Source organism: Duganella sp. GW821-FHT07G03 (assembly GCF_059418605.1).
This window is the reverse complement of the sequence record NZ_JBWKQE010000014.1, coordinates 112933-132894: the sequence shown is the minus strand read 5'-3', so window position 1 is coordinate 132894 and position 19962 is coordinate 112933. Positions and strand designations below refer to the sequence as shown.

The 19962-nt window shown below is 56.5% G+C and carries 20 protein-coding genes and 1 tRNA gene; 13 read left to right on the top strand and 8 right to left on the bottom strand.

The window, feature by feature from the left end:
- The first annotated feature begins 57 nt into the window (after positions 1-57).
- Entirely contained in the window at positions 58-975 is a 918-nt protein-coding gene (gcvA, locus tag AC07OK_RS18655) for a transcriptional regulator GcvA (protein WP_116993996.1), read from the top strand.
- An 11-nt stretch (positions 976-986) separates the two neighbouring features.
- On the opposite strand, the gene AC07OK_RS18650 is transcribed toward gcvA, so the two are convergent.
- Positions 987-1652, bottom strand: coding sequence for a glutathione S-transferase family protein (locus tag AC07OK_RS18650; protein WP_494691699.1), 666 nt, complete (start codon positions 1650-1652; stop codon positions 987-989).
- 116 nt (positions 1653-1768) lie between these two features.
- On the opposite strand from AC07OK_RS18650, the gene AC07OK_RS18645 reads away from it, so the two are divergent.
- Together AC07OK_RS18645 and AC07OK_RS18640 are read left to right on the top strand one after the other, a co-directional pair.
- Positions 1769-2050 (top strand): type II toxin-antitoxin system RelE/ParE family toxin, encoded by a 282-nt coding sequence (locus AC07OK_RS18645; RefSeq protein ID WP_116993994.1) that lies wholly within the window; start codon positions 1769-1771, stop codon positions 2048-2050.
- A 12-nt stretch (positions 2051-2062) separates the two neighbouring features.
- Complete coding sequence (locus AC07OK_RS18640) at positions 2063-2374, top strand: HigA family addiction module antitoxin (RefSeq protein WP_116993993.1); 312 nt, start codon at positions 2063-2065, stop codon at positions 2372-2374.
- Positions 2375-2386: 12 nt separating this feature from the next.
- On the opposite strand, the gene mnmE is transcribed toward AC07OK_RS18640, so the two are convergent.
- The 5 genes from mnmE to rpmH form a co-directional block, all read right to left on the bottom strand.
- Positions 2387-3766, bottom strand: coding sequence for a tRNA uridine-5-carboxymethylaminomethyl(34) synthesis GTPase MnmE (gene mnmE / locus AC07OK_RS18635; protein WP_494691698.1), 1380 nt, complete (start codon positions 3764-3766; stop codon positions 2387-2389).
- A gap of 64 nt (positions 3767-3830) precedes the next feature.
- Entirely contained in the window at positions 3831-5528 is a 1698-nt protein-coding gene (gene yidC, locus AC07OK_RS18630) for a membrane protein insertase YidC (protein WP_494691697.1), read from the bottom strand.
- Between the two features lie 11 nt (positions 5529-5539).
- Positions 5540-5806 carry a membrane protein insertion efficiency factor YidD gene (gene yidD, locus AC07OK_RS18625; protein WP_494691696.1) on the bottom strand — a complete coding sequence of 89 codons (267 nt, stop codon included), beginning with the start codon at positions 5804-5806 and terminating at the stop codon, positions 5540-5542.
- Positions 5803-6243, bottom strand: coding sequence for a ribonuclease P protein component (rnpA, locus tag AC07OK_RS18620; protein WP_494691733.1), 441 nt, complete (start codon positions 6241-6243; stop codon positions 5803-5805). Before rnpA ends, yidD begins: the two co-directional genes overlap by 4 nt.
- Positions 6244-6278: 35 nt before the next feature.
- Positions 6279-6413, bottom strand: a complete 135-nt coding sequence (rpmH, locus tag AC07OK_RS18615) for a 50S ribosomal protein L34 (RefSeq protein WP_040378179.1) — start codon at positions 6411-6413, stop codon at positions 6279-6281.
- 386 nt (positions 6414-6799) lie between these two features.
- Between rpmH and dnaA the strand changes: the two genes are divergently transcribed.
- From dnaA to AC07OK_RS18565, 10 genes are all read left to right on the top strand, one after another.
- Entirely contained in the window at positions 6800-8197 is a 1398-nt protein-coding gene (dnaA, locus tag AC07OK_RS18610; protein ID WP_494691695.1) for a chromosomal replication initiator protein DnaA, read from the top strand.
- A gap of 104 nt (positions 8198-8301) precedes the next feature.
- The gene (gene dnaN, locus AC07OK_RS18605) at positions 8302-9408 is read left to right on the top strand and encodes a DNA polymerase III subunit beta (RefSeq protein ID WP_008453129.1); all 1107 of its coding nucleotides are present in this window, start codon (positions 8302-8304) and stop codon (positions 9406-9408) included.
- A gap of 68 nt (positions 9409-9476) precedes the next feature.
- Positions 9477-11981, top strand: coding sequence for a DNA topoisomerase (ATP-hydrolyzing) subunit B (gene gyrB, locus AC07OK_RS18600; protein WP_494691694.1), 2505 nt, complete (start codon positions 9477-9479; stop codon positions 11979-11981).
- A 127-nt stretch (positions 11982-12108) separates the two neighbouring features.
- Positions 12109-12181: transfer RNA gene (locus AC07OK_RS18595), tRNA-Ser, on the top strand.
- A 382-nt stretch (positions 12182-12563) separates the two neighbouring features.
- The gene (locus AC07OK_RS18590) at positions 12564-13064 is read left to right on the top strand and encodes a site-specific integrase (RefSeq protein ID WP_494691693.1); all 501 of its coding nucleotides are present in this window, start codon (positions 12564-12566) and stop codon (positions 13062-13064) included.
- An 88-nt stretch (positions 13065-13152) separates the two neighbouring features.
- Complete coding sequence (locus AC07OK_RS18585; RefSeq protein ID WP_494691692.1) at positions 13153-13545, top strand: GNAT family N-acetyltransferase; 393 nt, start codon at positions 13153-13155, stop codon at positions 13543-13545.
- A 139-nt stretch (positions 13546-13684) separates the two neighbouring features.
- A complete protein-coding gene (locus AC07OK_RS18580; protein WP_494691691.1) occupies positions 13685-14371 on the top strand; it encodes a hypothetical protein in 687 nt (228 codons plus the stop codon).
- Between the two features lie 179 nt (positions 14372-14550).
- Positions 14551-16026 (top strand): caspase family protein, encoded by a 1476-nt coding sequence (locus AC07OK_RS18575; protein ID WP_494691690.1) that lies wholly within the window; start codon positions 14551-14553, stop codon positions 16024-16026.
- Between the two features lie 716 nt (positions 16027-16742).
- Positions 16743-17468 carry a hypothetical protein gene (locus tag AC07OK_RS18570; RefSeq protein WP_494691689.1) on the top strand — a complete coding sequence of 242 codons (726 nt, stop codon included), beginning with the start codon at positions 16743-16745 and terminating at the stop codon, positions 17466-17468.
- A 69-nt stretch (positions 17469-17537) separates the two neighbouring features.
- On the top strand, positions 17538-18158 hold the full coding sequence (locus AC07OK_RS18565; RefSeq protein ID WP_494691688.1) for a hypothetical protein: 621 nt from the start codon (positions 17538-17540) through the stop codon (positions 18156-18158).
- A gap of 64 nt (positions 18159-18222) precedes the next feature.
- On the opposite strand, the gene AC07OK_RS18560 is transcribed toward AC07OK_RS18565, so the two are convergent.
- Both AC07OK_RS18560 and AC07OK_RS18555 read right to left on the bottom strand, forming a co-directional pair.
- On the bottom strand, positions 18223-19152 hold the full coding sequence (locus tag AC07OK_RS18560; RefSeq protein WP_494691687.1) for a hypothetical protein: 930 nt from the start codon (positions 19150-19152) through the stop codon (positions 18223-18225).
- A gap of 63 nt (positions 19153-19215) precedes the next feature.
- Positions 19216-19956: a PaeR7I family type II restriction endonuclease gene (locus tag AC07OK_RS18555; RefSeq protein ID WP_494691686.1), complete on the bottom strand. Its 741-nt coding sequence runs from the start codon at positions 19954-19956 to the stop codon at positions 19216-19218.
- Between the last annotated feature and the right edge of the window lie 6 nt (positions 19957-19962).

Sequence of the window (19962 nt, the reverse complement as noted above, 5' to 3'; positions counted from 1 at the left end):
GCGAAATAACATTGACAAATGATCAGTATGCATGCGATACATTAGAAAAATTCATGCATGGAGAGCGCCTTGGTTCATTCTTCCAGTCTGTTGCGGCAGTTGAAAACGTTTGAAGTCACGGCGCGGCACATGAGTTTTACCCGTGCCGCCGATGAGTTGTGCATCTCGCAGGCGGCGGTCAGCCACCAGATCAAGACGCTGGAAGACGCGCTGCAGATCAAGCTGTTCAAGCGCATGACGCGGGCCATCACGCTGACCGGCGAGGGGGCGATTTTGCAACGCAGCCTGGTCGACGCCTTCGGCCGCATCGACCGTGTGCTGGCGCAGTTGGCGCAGGGTGAGGGACGCGCGCGCAAGCGGCTGACGGTGGCGGTGACGCCAGCCTTCAGCTCGCGCTGGCTGGTGCATAGACTGGACCGTTTTCTGGCGGCGCATAGCCAGCTGGAGGTGCGGCTGGTGCATACGGTGATGCACACCGACCTGGGACGCGACAGCATCGACCTGGCGATACGCTGGGGCGATGGCAAGTGGCCGGGCGTGGAGTGCGAACGCCTGTTCGGCACCGAGCTGCTGCCGGTGTGTTCACCGGCGATGTTGAAGGACGGCCCGCCGTTGCTAGAGCCGTGCGATCTGGCGCATTACACGCTGCTGCACGAGGACAGCTGCGACGACTGGGAGCGCTGGTTCGAGCAGGCGGGTTTGGCGCCGTCGCTGGCGCTGCGCGGGCCGCTGATCGACGACAGCAACGCGCTGATGCAGGCGGCGTTGAACGGCCAGGGCATCGCGCTGGGCCGCATGGCGCTGATCCGCGACGACCTGCGGCGCGGCACCCTGGTCAGCCCGTTCAGCCAGACGCTGTCCACGCAAGGCGCCTACTACATGTGCTGGCGCCCTACCCGCACCGAGCAGGAGGCGTTGACGTGGTTCTCGGATTTTCTGCGCGACGAGGCGCGGGAGCAGGAGGCAGACCGCTAGCTCTCGCGCCGCTACGCCGGCAGTTCTGTCGCCGGTCGCGATGAAACGCCCTGCGCCAGCGCGGCAGCCTGCTCGGCGGCCTGCGCGCGCAGGAAGGCGGGACGCTGGCGCAGCCGCTGCCAGTAGGCGGCGACTGCCGGTGTGAAGGACGTGTGCAAGCCCAGCTGCTCGGCCAGCAGCAGCGCGTAGCCGACCGAGACATCCGCTGCCGTGAAGCGGCCGGCACACAGGAACTCGTTCTGCTCCAGGCGCGGCGTCAGCGTTTTCAAGCGCGATAAAAACCAGCGCGAATAGTCCTCCACCACCTGCGGCTGCAAACGCTCCGGTGATTCGAAGCGGCTGTAGCGCAGCACCAGCGTTTGCGGGAAGGTCAGCGTGGCTTCGCCGAAGTGCAGGAAGTTCAACCACGCGCCGTAGTCCACCTCGTTCAGCGCGACGTTCAGCCTGGCCGACGGATGACGCTCGGCCAGGTACTGGCAGATTGCCGCCGATTCCGTCATCCACATGTCGCCGTCGAAGAAGGCCGGCACCGTGCCGCAGGGATTGATGTCAAGGTAGGACTTGTCATGCACGCGCGGCGGGAAAGCCATCATGCGCAACTCATATGTCAGCCCCAATTCCTCCATCATCCACAATGGACGGAAGGAACGTGCGGCGATGCTGTGGTAGAGGATCATGAGAACCTATTTATTAAAGCCAGTGACCATTGCAAATTTTATCATTGACCGAAATTTACGCCGAGGGCAACATGAATTGACATTGGTGCGCGTAACGTTACGCGCTACAATGACTCATGATAAAAACATTCCAGCACAAGGGGTTGAGAGTTTTTTTCGAGACTGGGAGCATGGCCGGCATTCAGGCAGCCCATGCGCCCAGACTAGGCGCCATGCTGCGCCGCCTGAACGAGGCCACATCTCCCCAAGGAATGAACCTGCCCGGTTGGGGCCTGCACCCATTAAAAGGCAAAGCACTTAGGGGACATTTTTCCGTGTCGGTAAGTGGCAACTGGCGCCTGACATTTAAGTTCGAGGGTACTGACGCCATCCTTGTGGACTATCAGGACTATCATTAAGGAAGAAATATCATGGCACGCATGTTTAATCCACCACACCCGGGACTGACCTTACGCGATGACGTTCTACCCGCGCTGGGCCTGACGGTTACCGAAGCGGCGCAGCAACTGGATGTCAACCGCGTCACGTTGTCCCGCGTCCTCAACGGCCGCGCTGCGATTTCGCCTGAAATGGCGTTGCGTATTGAGGCCTGGCTGGGCGTAGAGCGCGGCGGTGAGGCTCGCCTGTGGCTGGCAGAGCAAAGTGCCTACGATGTTTGGCAAGCTGCACAACGCTTCCTGGAAACTCCGATGCAGGTTCAGCCCGCCCCTTTGGCGGCCTGAACTGCAAGCTGCTTATTTTCCGATACAGAAACGCGAGAAGATCACACCCAGCAGATCATCCGACGAAAACGCGCCGGTGATGCTCGACAGCTGCACCTGCGCCAGCCGCAGCTCTTCCGCGAACAGGTCCAGCGACTGGTCGTTCTGCGCCGCGTGTTCGCCGGCCCGTTCCAGATGGGCGCCGGCGTTCTTCAGCGCGATCAGATGGCGTTCGCGCGCCAGGTACAGCGATTCGCCGGTCTGCTGCCAGCCGGCGATGCGCAGCAACTCGGCGCGCAGCAGGTCGATGCCGATGTGCTCGTGCGCCGACAGGTACACATGCGTGGCATCGTCCATCGGATCGACGCCCGGCTTGTGGCCCGACAGGTCGATCTTGTTCCAGATCCGCAGCACCGGCACGCCGAGCGGGAAGGCGGCGACGATGCCCTCGTCCGCGCGCGACGGGCCGTGGTCGGCGTCCAGCAGGTGCAGGATGACGTCGGCCTTGCCGACCTCGCCCCAGGTGCGCTCGATGCCGATGCGCTCGACCACGTCGACGCCGTCGTCGATCGCGCGGATGCCGGCGGTGTCGATGATGTTTAGAGGTATACCTTCAATCTGGATGGTCTCGGTGACCTTGTCGCGCGTGGTGCCGGCGATCGGCGTGACGATGGCCACGTCCGTGCCCGCCAGCGCGTTCAGCAGCGACGACTTGCCGACGTTGGGCTGGCCGACCAGCACCACGTTCAAGCCCTCGCGCAGCAGCGCGCCCTGCGACGCCTGCTTGAACACCAGCTCCAGCGCGCTGACGATGCCGGCCAGCTGGCCGCGCGCGTCGGATTTTTCCAGGAAGTCGATTTCCTCTTCCGGGAAGTCCAGCGTGGCTTCGACCAGCATGCGCAGGCCGGTCACGCCGTCCACCAGCGCGTTGACCGTCTTCGAGAACGCGCCCGACAGCGATTGCGACGCCGACTTGGCCGCCGCCTCGGTGGAGGCGTCGATCAGGTCGGCCACGGCCTCGGCCTGCGCCAGGTCGAGCTTGTCGTTGAGGTAGGCGCGGCGGGTGAACTCGCCCGGCTCGGCCAGCCGCAGGCCCAGCTCGGCGCCCGCTTCCAGCACGCGCGCCAGCAACAGCTGCAGCACGATGGGGCCGCCGTGGCCCTGCAGTTCCAGCACGTCTTCCCCGGTGTAGGAATGCGGCCCCTTGAACCAGATGGCGATGCCCTGGTCGATCAGCGCGCCGTCGGCCTGCTTGAACGGGATGTAGGTGGCGTGGCGCGGCTGCAGGGCGGTGGTGCCGAACAGCGCGGTGATCAGCGCTTGCAGGTTCTTGCCGGAGGCGCGTACCACGCCGATGCCGCCGCGTCCTGGTGCGGTGGCGATGGCGGCGATGGGGGAAGAGTCGATATTCATAGGGGAATTGTAAAGTAAAAAAAAGCCCGCGATTAACACGGGCTTTTCTGCAACAAGCTTGCGATCAGGAGTTGGCGGCCGTTGCCGGCGCAAACTTCTTGGAGATGACGTACTGCTGAGCGATCGACAGCACGTTGTTCACCACCCAGTACAGCACCAGGCCGGACGGGAAGAAGAAGAACATGACCGAGAACGCCAGCGGCATGAACAACATCATCTTCGCTTGCATCGGATCGGCAGGCGCCGGGTTCAGCTTGGTGGTGATGTACATCGAGATCGCGTACAGCACTGGCAGGATGTACCAAGGGTCTGGCGCGGCCAGGTTGGTGATCCAGCCGATCCACGGCGCGCCGCGAATCTCCACCGACGCCTGCAGCACCCAGTACAGGGCGATGAAGACCGGCATCTGCACCAGGATAGGCAGGCAGCTGCCCAGCGGGTTGATCTTCTCGGTCTTGTACAGCTCCATGGTGGCCTGGTTCATCTTGGCCGGGTCGCCTTTGTAGCGCTCGCGGATCGCCTGCATCTTCGGCGTGACCAGCTTGACCTTGGCCATGCTGCGGTAACCGGCGGCCGACAGCGGGAAAAACGCCAGCTTGATCAGGATGGTGAAGGCGATGATGGTCCAGCCCCAGTTGCCCAGCACCTGGTGGATGTGGTCCATGACCCAGAAGATAGGCTTGGCGATGATGGTCAGCCAGCCATAGTCCTTGACCAGGTCCAGGCCAGGGCTGACCTGTTCCAGCAGCTTCGCTTGCTGCGGGCCGGAGTACAGCTTGGCCTCGTTGCTCACGGTGGCGCCCGGCGCCAGCGTGCCCAGTTGCTGGATGGTGCCGATCGCGTACTGGTTGGTCGTCACTTTCTTGGTGAAGATGGTGCGCGCCAGTTTGTCCTGCGGAACGAAGGCCGAGACGAAGAAGTGCTGTGAGATCGCGAACCAGCCGTTGTCGGCCTTGGTCGGGTGATCCTGCACGGCGTCCTTGCCGGTCTTGGCGGCTTCGGCCGCTTCTTTTTCCAGCGATTCGAACTTCAGCTTCTTGTAGTGGTCTTCGGCGGTGTACAGCGTCGGGCCGGTGTAGCTGCTGTTGAAGTAGGAGTCGCCGGCCGGCTTGTTGCCGTCGTGGACCAGTTGCAGGTACAGCTCAGGCTTGACCGGCGCGGCGCCGACGTTGGCCACGTCGTGGCGCACGTCGATCGTGTAGTCGCCGCGCTTGAAGGTGTAGGTCTTGGTCAGCTTGACGCCGCCCGATTCCGCTTCCAGCACCAGTTGCACCTGGTTGGCATCGCCCAGCATGCGCGGGCCAGGCTTGGCGACGAAGCCGGTCTGGTGGTTTGGCAGGCCGGCGGCGCCGATCAGGCCGGTTTGGGCCAGATAGGTCTTGCCGGTGCCGGCGTCGACGTCGAACAGCACCTGGTTCTTGCTGGTGTCCACGCCGTCCTTGAACTTCAGCAGTTCCAGGCGCTTGATGGTGCCGCCCAGGGTGTCGACGTCGACACGGAACAGATCGGTGGTGACGGTGATGCGCTCACTCTTGAACGGCTCGGCCGCTGCGGGCGCGCCCGGCAGTGCCGAAGCGCCTGCCGCGGCGGCGGCGGTGGCGGCCGGCAGTTCGGATTTCTTCGCTTCCGCGGCCTTGGCGGTCTGCGCCGGGGCGGGAGCAAACATGGAAGGTTTGCCTGTCGAGACCATCCAGTTGTTCCAAAGAACTACCAGCGACAGGGCAAACACGATCCACAGGATGGTACGTTTATTGATATCCATTAGGCTATTTGTCAGGAGTGGTTGCAACCGCGAGCGGTCGTAGAAGAGGAATGCGTTTTGCCGTCGGCGGGCGGCACAGGATCGTGCCCGCCATAATTCCAGGGATTGCAGCGGCACACGCGCTTGACCGCCAGCAGGCTGCCCTTGGCGGCGCCGTGCACCTGCAACGCTTCCAGCGCATAGTTCGAGCAGCTCGGATAAAACCGGCAGCGCGGCGCCATCATCGGGCTGATGGCCAGCTGGTAAAAACGCAGCAGGAAGCGGAGCAGTTTTTTCATGATGCCACAGGTGGAGGCGGCGGCGTCGAAGGCAAGGCCGGTTTCGGCAGCTTGGCCGCCTTGGCCTGCGCGAACAGACGCGCCAGTTCCACCCGCAAAGCCGCTTTCAGCTTGGCGGTGGTGGCCGGCCCGTCCTTGCTGTTGACCGGCTTGGCCAGGCGGATCAGGCAATCGATCGCCGGCAGGCTGGTCTGGCGGAACAATTCGCGGGTCACGCGCTTGATCGTGTTGCGCGTGACGGCGCGCGGCGCAAACCGCTTGGCCACAACGACGCCCAGCCGCGCATGCGGCAATTCATTCAGACGGGTGTAGAGCACGAAGTGCGCGCTTTTTTGGGTAGGGCGCAAACGAAAAACGGATGAAAATTCATCCGTTTTAACGATACGCCGAACGCGCGCGAAGTCGTGTGAACCTTCGCCTGTCGAGCCGCTTGAAATACAGCTTTCCACGCGATCAGCTAACAAGCGATGGCTTATACAGCCAGACGCTTGCGGCCTTTGGCGCGACGTGCGTTAAGCACTTGGCGGCCGCCACGGGTAGCCATACGTGCGCGGAAGCCGTGGGTACGCTTACGGCGTACAACGGAAGGTTGGTAAGTACGTTTCATGTTGGTCTCGCTAAAAGCAGAAAAAAATGCAAAATCGGGTTGTGGCCCCGTCAGTTTTTGGTGCCAATGACACTTCGCGCACCCATGCCAACGCTACCGGCACAAGCTGGGTCCATCTCATCGCCCGCTAAATCCACGCTTACTCCATATTGACGTTCATGTGAATAAACTAGGAATACGGGCGGGGAACCCTGAATTATCAGCATTTCGGTCCCGCTTGTCAACAACTGATGGTCTCGACCCGCCATTCGGGGGCCGGCCAAAGTGCGAAAATAAGCGTCGTGCCTGTGGATAACTTGGGCCGGCGAGAGTAGAATAGCGCGTTACGTGTGGCGAACCCGGGTTCACCGACACCCTTATCAGCAGTAAAGAATAGATAAAGATTCATGGAAAATTTCTGGCAGACCTGCTCCGCCCAGCTGGAGCTGGAGCTGACGCCGCAACAATTCAGCGCGTGGATAAAACCGCTCATCCCCCTCGACTACGAGGCGGGCAAGTTGCGTGTGGCCGCCCCCAACCGGTTCAAGCTGGACTGGGTCAAGAGCCAGTTCGCCAACCGCATCACGGCCCTGGCCTGCCAGTATTGGGAAGCGCCTACCGAGGTGCAGTTCGTGCTCGATCCGCGCTTGGCTATGCCGAAAAAGGCCGCGACCGTGGCGCCCGTACCCGACTACAACGGTGGCGTCCCGAGCGGCAACGCGCGCATGGCCGATCCGGTGCCGTCGGTGCCGGAGTTGCCGGCTTCGGCCGCGCCGCGCCGCGAACAGAGCCGCATCAACACCGACCTGACCTTCGACAGCTTCGTCACCGGTAAGGCCAACCAGCTGGCGCGCGCCGCCGCGATCCAGGTGGCCAACAACCCGGGCGTGTCGTACAACCCGCTGTTCTTCTACGGCGGCGTCGGCCTGGGTAAGACCCACTTGATCCACGCGATCGGCAACCAGGTGATGGCCGACCAGCCGGGCGCCAAGATCCGCTACATCCACGCCGAGCAGTACGTGCGCGACGTGGTGACGGCTTACCAGCGCAAGGGCTTCGACGACTTCAAGCATTACTATCACTCGCTCGACATGCTGCTGATCGATGATATTCAATTCTTCGGCGGCAAGAGCCGCACGCAGGAAGAGTTCTTCTATGCGTTCGAAGCGCTGATCGCTGCCAAGAAGCAGATCATCATCACCTCGGATACCTATCCGAAGGAAATCACCGGCATGGACGACCGCCTGATCTCGCGCTTCGATTCCGGCCTGACGGTGGCGATCGAGCCGCCGGAGCTGGAAATGCGCGTGGCGATTCTTTTGAAAAAAGCCAAGCAGGAAGGGGTCACCTTCTCGGACGACGTCGCCTTCTTCGTGGCCAAGCACCTGCGTTCGAACGTGCGCGAGCTGGAAGGCGCGCTGCGCAAGATCCTGGCGTACTCGCGCTTCCACGGCAAGGACATCACGATCGACATCGTGAAAGAAGCGCTGAAGGATTTGCTGTCGGTGCAGAACCGCCAGATCTCGGTGGAGAACATCCAGAAGACGGTGGCGGACTTCTTCAACATCAAGGTGGCCGACATGTACTCCAAGCGTCGCCCGGCCAACATCGCGCGGCCACGCCAGATCGCGATGTACCTGGCCAAGGAGCTGACGCAAAAGAGCTTGCCGGAGATCGGCGAACTGTTCGGCGGCCGCGACCACACGACCGTGCTGCACGCGGTGCGCAAGATCGCGCTGGACCGCACCAAGAACCCGGAATGCAACCACGAGCTGCACGTGCTGGAGCAAACGCTGAAAGGCTAGCCGGACAGTAGGTTTGGCTTTATGATCTAGGCAAAAAAGCACGTCTGCTCACAAGGCAACATTGTTATAAAAATATCGTTTAATCTTTACTATTGAGGATAACTATGCAATTGGTCAAAACCACCCGAGATACCCTTCTCCGGCCACTGCAGATCGTGAGCGGTATTGTCGAGCGTCGGCACACTATGCCGATTCTGGCCAATATCCTCATCCGCAAAGAGGGCGAGAGCGTATCCTTCCTGTCGACCGACACCGAAGTCCAGATCACCACCAACGCCGAGATCGGTTCCGGCAGCGAAGTGACCGGCACCACCGTGGCCGCGCGCAAGCTGCTCGACATCCTGCGCGCGCTGCCTGAATCGGGCGACGTGACGATGACCCTGCTGAACAAGCGCCTGACGGTGCAGACCGGCAAATCGCGCTTCGCGCTGCAGACGCTGGCCGCCGAGGAATTCCCGACCGTGCAGCAGGCCGACAGCTACAGCGCCTCCGTCACGCTGCCGCAGAAAACGCTGAAGCACCTGTTCAACATGGTGCACTTCTCGATGGCCCAGCAGGACATCCGCTACTACCTGAACGGCCTGCTGCTGGTCCTGGACGGCAAGAACGTGATCGCCGTGGCCACCGACGGCCACCGCCTGGCGTTCTGCCAGGTCGAGACCGAGCAATCGTTCGAGCGCCAGGAAGTGATCATCCCGCGCAAGACCATCATCGAACTGCAGCGCCTGCTGGAAGAGAACGACGAGACCGTGCAGCTGGACATCGCCGCCAACCAGGTCAAGCTGACCTTTGCCGACATCGAACTGATCTCCAAGCTGGTCGAGGGCAAGTTCCCCGACTACACGCGGGTGATCCCGAAGGGCTACAAGAACGAATTCACGATCGGCCGCGATGAGCTGCTGCGTTCGCTGCAACGCGCCGCCATCATGACCAGTGACAAGTTCAAGGGCGTGCGCTGCATCATCACGCCGGGCAGCATGAAGATCAGCTCGACCAACGCGGACCAGGAAGAGGCCGTGGAAGAACTGGAAATCGACTACGGCGGCGACAGCGTCGACATCGGCTTCAACGTGACCTATCTGCTGGACGTGTTGAACAACCTGAAGTGCGACCAGGTCAACGTCGCGCTGGGCGATTCGAACTCGTCCGCGCTGATCTCGATCCCGGACAATGCCGACTTCAAGTACGTCGTCATGCCGATGCGCATATAACGCATTGAAGCTTAGCCTTTTGCAGCAGCCGTAAGAACGTAAGTAATCGATAACAGAGAAAGCAGCACATGTCCGCCATCCCAGAAGAGAATCCAGTACCAGTACCGGTCAACACCGAAGAATACGGCGCCTCATCGATCCAGATCCTCGAAGGTCTGGAAGCAGTCCGCAAACGACCCGGCATGTACATCGGCGACACCTCGGACGGCACCGGCCTGCACCACCTGGTGTTCGAAGTGCTGGACAACTCGATCGACGAATCGCTGGCCGGCCACTGCACGGAAATCCACGTCACCATCCACTCGGACAACTCGATCTCGATCACCGACAACGGCCGCGGCGTGCCGACCGGCCTGAAGATGGACGACAAGCACGATCCGAAGCGCTCCGCCGCCGAGATCGTCATGACCGAACTGCACGCCGGCGGCAAGTTCGACCAGAACTCGTACAAGGTGTCGGGCGGCCTGCACGGCGTGGGCGTATCGTGCGTGAACGCGCTGTCGAAGCTGCTCAAGCTGACCATCCGCCGCGACGGCAAGGTGCACTACATGGAGTTCGTCCGTGGCGTGCCGCAGAACCGCGAACTGGCGGAGAAGGACGGCTTCGCCGTCTCGCCGATCAAGGTCATCGGCGACACCGACAAGCGCGGCACCGACGTGCACTTCTGGGCCGACGAGGAAATCTTCAACCACGTCGAATTCCACTACGAGATCCTGGCCAAGCGTATCCGCGAACTGTCGTTCCTGAATAACGGCGTCAACATCAAGCTGACCGACCAGCGCAACGGCAAGGAAGAGATCTTCGCGTTCGAAGGCGGCACCCGCGGCTTCGTCGAGTACATCAACAAAGCCAAGACCGTGCTGCACCCGACCGTGTTCCAGGCCACCGGCGAACGCATGTCGGACCAGGGCACCAACATCTCGGTGGACGTGTCGATGCAGTGGAACGACGCCTACAACGAACAGGTGCTGTGCTTCACCAACAACATCCCGCAGCGCGACGGCGGCACCCACCTGACCGGCCTGCGCGCCGCGATGACCCGCGTCATCAACAAGTACATCGAAGAGCAGGAATTCGCCAAGAAGGCCAAGGTGGAAATCTCCGGCGACGACATGCGCGAAGGCCTGACCTGCGTGCTGTCGGTCAAGGTGCCCGAGCCGAAGTTCTCGTCGCAGACCAAGGACAAGCTGGTGTCGTCCGAAGTGCGCGGCCCGGTCGAAGAGATCGTCGCCAAGACGCTGTCGGACTACCTGCAGGAAAAACCGAACGACGCCAAGATCATCTGCGGCAAGATCGTCGAAGCGGCGCGCGCGCGCGAAGCGGCCCGCAAGGCCCGCGACCTGACCCGCCGCAAAGGCATCATGGACGGCCTGGGCCTGTCGGCCAAGCTGGCCGACTGCCAGGAAAAAGATCCGGCGCTGTGCGAACTGTACATCGTCGAGGGTGACTCCGCAGGCGGTTCCGCCAAGCAGGGCCGCGACCGCAAGTTCCAGGCGATTCTGCCGCTGCGAGGCAAGGTGCTGAACGTGGAGAAGGCGCGCTTCGAAAAGATGCTGTCGTCGGAACAGATCACCACGCTGATCGCCACGCTGGGCACGTCGATCGGCCCGGACGAATTCAACGTCGAGAAGCTGCGCTATCACCGCATCATCATCATGACCGATGCGGACGTCGACGGCGCCCACATCCGCACGCTGCTGCTGACCCTGTTCTATCGCCAGATGCCGCAGCTGGTCGAGCGCGGCCACATCTACATCGCGCAACCGCCGCTGTACAAGGTCAAGGCCGGCCGCGACGAGCGCTATCTGAAGGATGACGCGGAAGAAGCGAGCTACATGATGAACGTGGCGCTGAACACCGCCGCGCTGGTGCCGCGCGAAGGCGCCGATCCTATCGTCGGCGAACCGCTGGGCGAGCTGGTGCGTCAGTTCAACCTGGCCAACGTCATCATGACGCGCCTGACGCGCGTGATCGACCGTGCGGCGCTGACCGCCATCATGACCGGTGTGACCTTGGATCTGAGCACGCAGGAGCTGGCCGATGCATCGGCCCGCGCGCTGGTGGCGGAGATCAACGATATCGCGGTCAAAGTGACGGTGATTTCGGATGAACTGTCCGAGAAGCACGCGCTGCGCATCGAGCGTATGCATCACGGTAACATCAAGGTCAGCTCGATCGATGCGGACTTCGTGCAGGGCGCGGACTACAACGTGCTGGCCAGCGCGGCAGCCACGTTCAAGGGCCTGATCGGCGAAGGCGCCTACGTGCGCCGCGGCGAAGGCGAGCGCACCAAGGAATCGGCCGTGGTCGATTTCCACCAGGCGATGCAGTGGCTGCGTGACGAGGCGGAACGTGTGGTGTCCAAGCAGCGCTACAAAGGTCTGGGTGAGATGAATCCGGATCAGCTGTGGGAAACCACCATGGACCCGACCGTGCGCCGTTTGCTGAAGGTGCAGATTGAGGATGCGATTGCTGCGGATCAGATCTTTACTACGCTAATGGGGGACGATGTTGAACCACGTCGGGCGTTCATCGAGAACAATGCTCTGCGTGCAGGCAACATCGACGTGTAAGCTGTTGAGTGACACGCGTAGGGCGCCAAAGTAATTGCAACTAGCGCCACAATTCTGCGACTAAAAACCGCTAGTTAATGCGACTGCCCTACTCCTTACGCTAACCAGGGACATGAAAGCCATGCCAGGCGTGGAAATAACTGGTGGCACGAGGATTGAAAATCCTTGTGTCGGTGGTTCGATTCCGCCCCGGGCCACCAAGAACATACCTCACGAAACGCCGATCCATGCAGATCGGCGTTTTGCATTCGTGGATTCGTAGTCCTCGGCTCCGGTTCATTTTCGGAGCCTTGAGGCTCAGCCAATCACAAATCGCATCAGCGTCCACAGGCCGCTGGATTTGGGACGACGACAGCCCTCGCCACGGAGACCCAGAGTTCCCTGATGGATGGAAATATTCTTATCAGCTACCTGATGGCTTCCATTTTGATGTGAAGTCTGAGGGGAAACGAAATAGTTCATTCAGAGACGCGAATGGGCTGCAACATAACCTAAAAAAGGGCTATCTGAACATTACCGCCCACGGCCTTGTTCGTGGCCACTCAGGGGCAGCAACGGGGAGATATACGCCGCATATTGGCAGTGGCCCCGCTGGACATGAACCCGGTGGCGGCAAGCGCGATTTCAGCCTTGATTCTGACCGGCCTGCGCCGGGAAGAAATCCTACAAAGCCGCCATGAGCACCTGGACCTGGAAAAGGGATCGCTGTTCCTGCCCAAGACCAAGAGCGGTCGCTCCCGTCACGTTGTCCTCAATGATGCCGCCATTGAGGTATTCAAGAGCGCGCCGCGTCTGGACGACTCTCCGTGGATATTCCCCGGCAAAGACCCGATGAAGCCGCTCAATAACCCGACCAAGGCGTGGCGCCGCATCCTCGCCGCAGCCAAGGTGGAACGATGCAGACTGCACGACTGCCGCCATGCATTCGCCAGCATGCTGGTCAATGAAGGTGCATCGCTGTATCAGGTACAGTTGCTTTTAGGGCATGCCTCCAGTGTGACCACGCAGCGCTATGCCCATCTCGCGTCCAGCACGCTTCGCAATACCTCGCAGCTGGTATCGAACCTCGTCAACAAGTCCTGATCCACAAATCAAAAATCCCAAAGGCCAACGATTAATGGTGCCGCTGTCTGCTACACTCGTAGGAACCCAACCATCCAATCACAAAAAAATGAAGTTTATCTACCCAGCTTCCGAAGAGCAGCTAAGCAAAATCCAACTGATCCTTGACAAAAATCCGGAGCCGGGCATTGTAGATATAAAGGCTTCGTTTAACTCTTCATCCATCGTGGCAGAAGAGGCTGGTTCAATTCTCGGCGTTGCCACAATAATTTGGGGCGATGATGCGTCGGAGCTTTACAAACTCTACGTAGCACCGAATCACAAGCGAAAAGGAGTTGGCACGGCCTTGACCAATAAGACAATTGATATTTTAAAAGAACACAACGTAAAAGAACTCCTTATTGAAATAGCAGGTGAAAGTCGTCCCTTCTGGGAGAATTTTATTTCGAACCATAGGACTATTAATTTCGATTACGACAAATTTAGCATCGCCATCACGTAAGCCTTTCGGACGAGCCGACGATCGGCTGGGTCTTCCTATCAATAAAATTCGGCATATCCGGCATATTCTGGCCTAGCGGCCAAGAACTGATATACCTTCGCCTCTTAGATGACGTACCGATCCTTCGAAAGATTTTAACATGAACAGTGATGACACGAATAAGCTAGTTCCAATCAGTAAACTTCGTGCGGGAGATATTCTTCTCTGCTACAAAGACGAGAAATTTGATCCTGCAGGTATGGTCATAACTCGCGCAACAGGCAGTGAATATACACATGCAGCGATCTGCATTGACTCTGACAATGCTGCGGAATCAACGGTTTCTGACGGCGTAACTAAAACTGGCCTTCAATCCCTTGTACAACGATACGATCACGTAGCTATTTTTCGCCAACCTGACGCTTGGCGACCCGTAGAGCGTATTCAGGCGTTGATGACTTTTATAGATTCAATTATTGCATCGAAAGCAAAATATAACCTTCGAGATGTAGTGAAATTTCGTAGCAGGCGGGAAGTTCACGAGCTGACGTTACACGATCAACTTCATGCCTTCTTTGCAGGAAATCTTGCTCCTTCACCGGCCCAGAAAGGTAGTTATTTCTGCTCTGAGCTTGTAGCAGATTGCTTTGTCGCTTCAGGATTCATAGATCCCAGCGCGGCTATCCTCTATAAATCAAATGTCACGTCGCCTGGCGCACTCGGTCGTGATCCAACATTTGGAACATTTTATGGCTATGCTTCAAATTTACCGAACTATAAAGTCCCTGTAACTGATGAGTTCATTAATTCATCTACCTACGATGAGATATTCGGCGCTGGAGCATAACTCGTAGCGAGGCGTGAGAAGTAGACTTATCGATCGCCCGACTGTCCTACGGCTGTCTATCGGCTAATCCCGCCACGACAGATAAGGCAGTCCCGCCCCCTGAACGACTTCCGCAACGCGCCGGTTTGACGTTCCGTTTTTTGTACTATGGTCGCTTATCAATTTCCGTCAGGTCGAACATGCAAAAAAATATAGCGATCATCTTAGGTGTCACGGACTACGTGGACACAACCGTTCATTTGCCCGCATGCAAGGCGGACGTCGAACTGGTAGATATGGTGCTGCGCCTCGGCGGACATTTTTCCGAAGTCATTACTATTCCGTCTAGTGATGCACAAACCCTTAAGGCAAAACTTGCAGAAACAGTGCAGAGATTTCAGCATGACGATATCCAAGATCTTTTTTTCTACTTCACTGGCCACGGTGACTACACCGACGATGGCTTCAACTATCTATTACGCGATTATTCGAAATCACGTGTTGCAGCTACGAGCTTAGCAAATTCTGAACTTGACGCAATGCTTAAAAGTTTGTCTCCAAATTTGACTATTAAGGTAGTAGATGCCTGTTATTCTGGGACACTTTATATTAAGGACGGCTCGTCATTTGACGATTATATTAAGAGTACCAATACTTTCTCCAACTGCTATTTTCTTTTTAGCTCTCAAAGCGATCAGAGGTCGTATGCGGATGAAAATATTAGCGATTTCACATACGAATTTGTGAAGTCAGTAGCAACCTCAAGCGCAGACTCAATTAGATACAAAGACGTTATTGATTCAATCTCCGACGCATTTTCGACACGAGCACAGCAACGCCCACTTTTCGTTAGCCAAGCTGATTACACTGAAGTCTTTGGAACTTATCCTGTAGAGGCGCGTGAAAAGATCAATACGCTCATTATCAGACCATCCCATGAGGAGGATGTTTTGGACAGTCTCGGCTCACCCGAAATTAGCTCGTCAATTGCAGTGATCGAACCACCATCTCTACTTGCATTGGTAGAAGCAGACGCTCAGCGTTACGTTACGCTTGATGAAGCCTGCTCATTTGTGGTTGCATTGAAAACCGCATTAGAAATTTCACCGCCACCTTCCGAACTTGACGGAATCTATGAGATTTTTCCAAAATGGTTTGATGATTATGATTCGGTACCCAATCCAAAAACATTAGGGGATTGGGTCAAGACGAATAAAGAACAGGAGTACTTTGCCTCACCGACAATAGGTACGGAGACGTATGAGGTCGAAAGTGGTGGAATAAATGCTTTCTTGCGTATTGCAGGTGGCGAGTCAAAAATGATCACAAAGACTCGGCCAATAGTCACTGGGTTAGAAAGTGCTGTTGAAGGATTGCCTTTTTTGGCATACCGCATGATTCTAAAACCAAGGCATCCGAACCTTATACAATATGCAGCTTGGTTTACTTTTGTAATCTCAAAAACTACAGTTCAGGTATTCTTTTCCTTCATGGAATATGATGAGGTTTCATGGGATAAATATAGACCTGGCTTAACAACAAAGTGGGAGCGGCATGGGTTCAGCTTGACCTCGGCAGGCCCCGCCGCCGAAATAGTCACTGTATTCTATGAAAAATTTGTTGCGTGGACTACTGAACGGGTGAAAGCGCGCTTAGCAAAGAATGCAAGCATATAGCGAGGGGTTCATCCAATTCGCACGGACATGGTCGCAGACTGTCCAACGCCTGTCGCGTAACCAAGATGGGCAAGTCTAATAATCAAGCGCGACACGGCCACCTGAACGATGTCCGCGACGCCCCGGTTTTTCCGTTTCTAGCGTCACCTGTCCATCCCCGGTTCGCCGGTCCAAAAACACTGCGCTGATCACGCCATTCTAGCGGCCCCAAAACTGCCGCATCGCGTACTTATCAGCGACAACAGCCAAAACCGATGCGCCAAGGAAATCCTTGGCGCGTTCAGTAATCGCCGCCAGTCGCGGTAACTAGCTGAGGGGCCAATTCACTTGCAGGCGCGAACAGCAGAGCCTTGTTTTGAAAATCCTTGTGTCGGTGGTTCGATTCCGCGCCGAGGCCACTAAGAACATCCCTCACGAAACGCCGATCCATGCAGATCGGCGTTTCGCATTGGTGGATTCACAGTCCTCGGCTCCGGTCTATTTCGTGCAATACTTAAGTAACTAAACAGGGCAAGTTAGCCGTCAATTGCTCATCCCGTACCTGCCGTGTTCGCAGAATTTCCTAAAGAAACTTAACCCAGCACGTGCTAGAATAGTTGTGGAGCTATCGTCTAGTTTGGCTAAGACGCGCCGCAAGGTGAAACCCTGGTTCGATTCCAGGTAGCTAGAGTGCATTCTATGAGTGCACTCTAGCTACCTCATCCGAGGAATGTGCATTGATTGACAATAGTCAGCGCCTTTTAGTTTTTCAGGCGCAAACGCAAAATGTGCGGGAACTTGAAAAGGCATGGTCCTACTTGAACCGCCAGATTAATGACGCTATTCGCACGAAGAATACTCCGGCAGTTAAAATCAATACCAAATTCTTAGCGCTAAACTATTGCGCACTCGCCGAAGCAAAATTCTCAAAACTAATACATACCCCATATGGGCTAGAGCTCAGTTTCGTCAGTCAAATAAAGTCTGCAACAAATGCTAGCGGCGTCAAAGCTGGCTGGGAAAAATGTGTTGAACTCACCCTAAAATCAGTTCCTGCGGGGCAGAGTAATCATCTTCCAAATGTTCGCCAAAAGCTACTTGAATATATTGATAAGTATATTTTCGATCCAAGTCAGCTTCGCAACAAGCTCGCACATGGCCAATGGGTAAAAGCGCTGAATCGAGAAAACACAGCCTCCAATATCTCGATGACGAATGAAATTGAGTCATTGGATGTAGTCGAACTTTATCGGAAAAAGGCAGCGTTAGACAAACTCGCATCCATTGTTGAAGATCTGATTGAATCCCCGGAAAAGGCTCACTTCAATTCATATTGGGCACATGTAACTGAGCTAGAACAAGAGATGCAAGAGATGGAGAAATGGACTCTTATAAAAAAAACAGAAACCATTCTATCGAAGTTACGTGGAGCGACATGCACAAACTGCGGACGTCGATGCTAGTTGTATCTGTATTGCATACTTGCAAGGCTGAATACCAATAATTTCTGTATCGGAAAGGCAACATCCCATATGGCGGATCCGACTATGCCCAATAGGGAAACGTTCATCCAAGATCCTGGAGGCTATAGCCGTTCTGCTTGGATACGCTGGGCGATGCTTACTGAAGCTCATGGCGCTAACATTGATCCATTCAAGGCACCAACTAGCGAAGATCTGAAAAATCCTGTCTTATGGCTGGCTCAGGCGGAGGCGATGACTCAAGCGGCCCTCGTCCTAGTAAAGCATGAACCAACTTTTGAAAATTCTCCGCTACAAATGCGCGGAATCTGTGACACACAATACTGCGCAGTTGCACTAATGCTGGTCGGTTACAGCTTAGAGGTGTGTCTGAAGGCAATGATTATCATGCGAGGAGGAGTTGATGCTTACTCTGAAGCCGAAAGCAACTATCGGCACCATGAACTTCACAAACTCACCGGCTTCATCCCGAACCTTAGCAGCAAGGACTTGGCTACGCTCCAGATGTTAACTCATTTTGTGTATTGGGCAGGCCGTTACCCAGACCCCGGACGAAAAGGCATAAATAAGCATGAGGAAATCTTCGCGCTGTCAGAAGAGCATCAAATATCTGCACATGACTTGTTTAAACTGGCAGGCAAGGTGATGGCGCACGTCAAGGCATTACTCTGATGGCTCAAAACTTCCTGCCGCCTCACCAAGCCTACTGGCCCCATTAAATATCGTAATTGTCACATCAATCTTCGCCGACCTCATCCTCATCGTCGGATTCCTCTTTCAGGAATTCGTAGAGATGATTGAATAGGTCATCGTCTGATTCCTCATAGCGCACTTCTAGATCGAAATAAAGGGCTCTGATGGCGCTGAAATCTTCAAGGCGTACTCTCCTCGAATATGGCTCGGCGTAGGTCTCAAAATCAGAGTCGCTCGAACGGTCTAAACAAGTTGCTACTGACCCGTCTCCGAAGCGTGGTCCCATTTCCTGCATTCGGTAATCGTTTTCAAAGAAATCCTCTGGCAATAAATCGGTGGAATTTTCAAGCACCCAACAGATGCAAGCCAGGATGAAGAATAGATGCATCGGCCTATAGCCTGCAGCCTCGTTGCGGGCTTTCTTACGAACGTAGTCTTCCTCGCTTAAATGTCGATCCACAACGGCTGCGAAGGTCGACTGCGGCATGTTAAGAAAGGCCATCAAATACCGTGGTCCGATCACTCGAACCCCTTTCGTCTTTACAAACTCGTTGGTGATCGCCGAAATCCTTTTCCCGTGACTGACAGCGTCACCGAAAAGCAGAATGTAATAGCGCTCTAAGTTGTCCCCATACGAATTCTGCGCATCTACCAAACCGGCTTTTAGTTTCTGGCTGAGGCCGTTATCACGATCTTCGATTTCCTTATGCGATTTGATTTGCAAGGCGAAGTACTTTTCCGGCTCATCCTCCTTCACCGAGCCCTTTAAGAGCACGTCTACGCCGTTGTCACGCGGCCCTTGTACCATGTATGAAATGTGCCGATATTTCTCAAAAAAATTCAAGAGCTGGTCGAGCTTGTCTTGGATTGCGCGACAAATATCATCATGGGACATTGATGAAAGCTGCTTCGTTTCTGACGCTTTAACGGTGTGCAGTCTAAGCAGATCTTCAAGTATGACGGCCGGTGTCATTTGATATTCGCTCCAATTTTGGGTCACCTGCGTGTAGTCCGGTGGTGTCTAATAAACTGCTGACTACCCGAGTCGAGCTGCTTCTGCAGCGACATGGCCAGCGAGCGCTGAGAAGAACGATCTGAGGTTTGTCATATCCGACAACTCGCAATACTCGCCGGTCTTGTTGCCTGTTCGCGGGGAGGCGATCACGGCTGCACTTGTATAGAGCTGTTCCTGTACCAGTTTTTGGCAAAGCAGATCATAGCGCGCGAGATACGACGCCCCCTTAAACTCTTTGAGCACGGGAAAATGAGGGGACTTGTCTCGGACTGACGATCTTGATTTGGGCGCGTCTTCGACCATCATTAGCCAACCGACAAATGGGCGGGGCTGTTTTCCGAATGCATCCTCACGGTACGCTGTCCAAAGGTCGTGAGCAGTACCGATGGCTTCCTCGGTTCGGTTGTTGTAGTTGTTGCCGAAGGAGGGGCCGATATGACTTTTCAATTCGATGGCCGCGATCAGTTGCCCTTTGTAGGTAATCAGTAAATCCCAAAGTTTGGTTGGCCGGAAATAACCAGGCAGCGTGAGTACTGCGCGCGTCTCGTGTATTTGCGCATGTTCCAGGCCATTAGCACGGACAATATCCAGTACCAATGCTAGGAAGCCATCCATGTTCTTGCCAGCGGTGACGCCGCCACGCTCACCTTGGTCGGCCTTTCCGGACTCGATTTGCTTTTGTCGAGCAACCGCCCGGTTGCCCCAAAATGCCATCACAGCTTCCTGGGCTTTGCGTTCATAGTCTACGAGATCGAGAGCCATATTTGT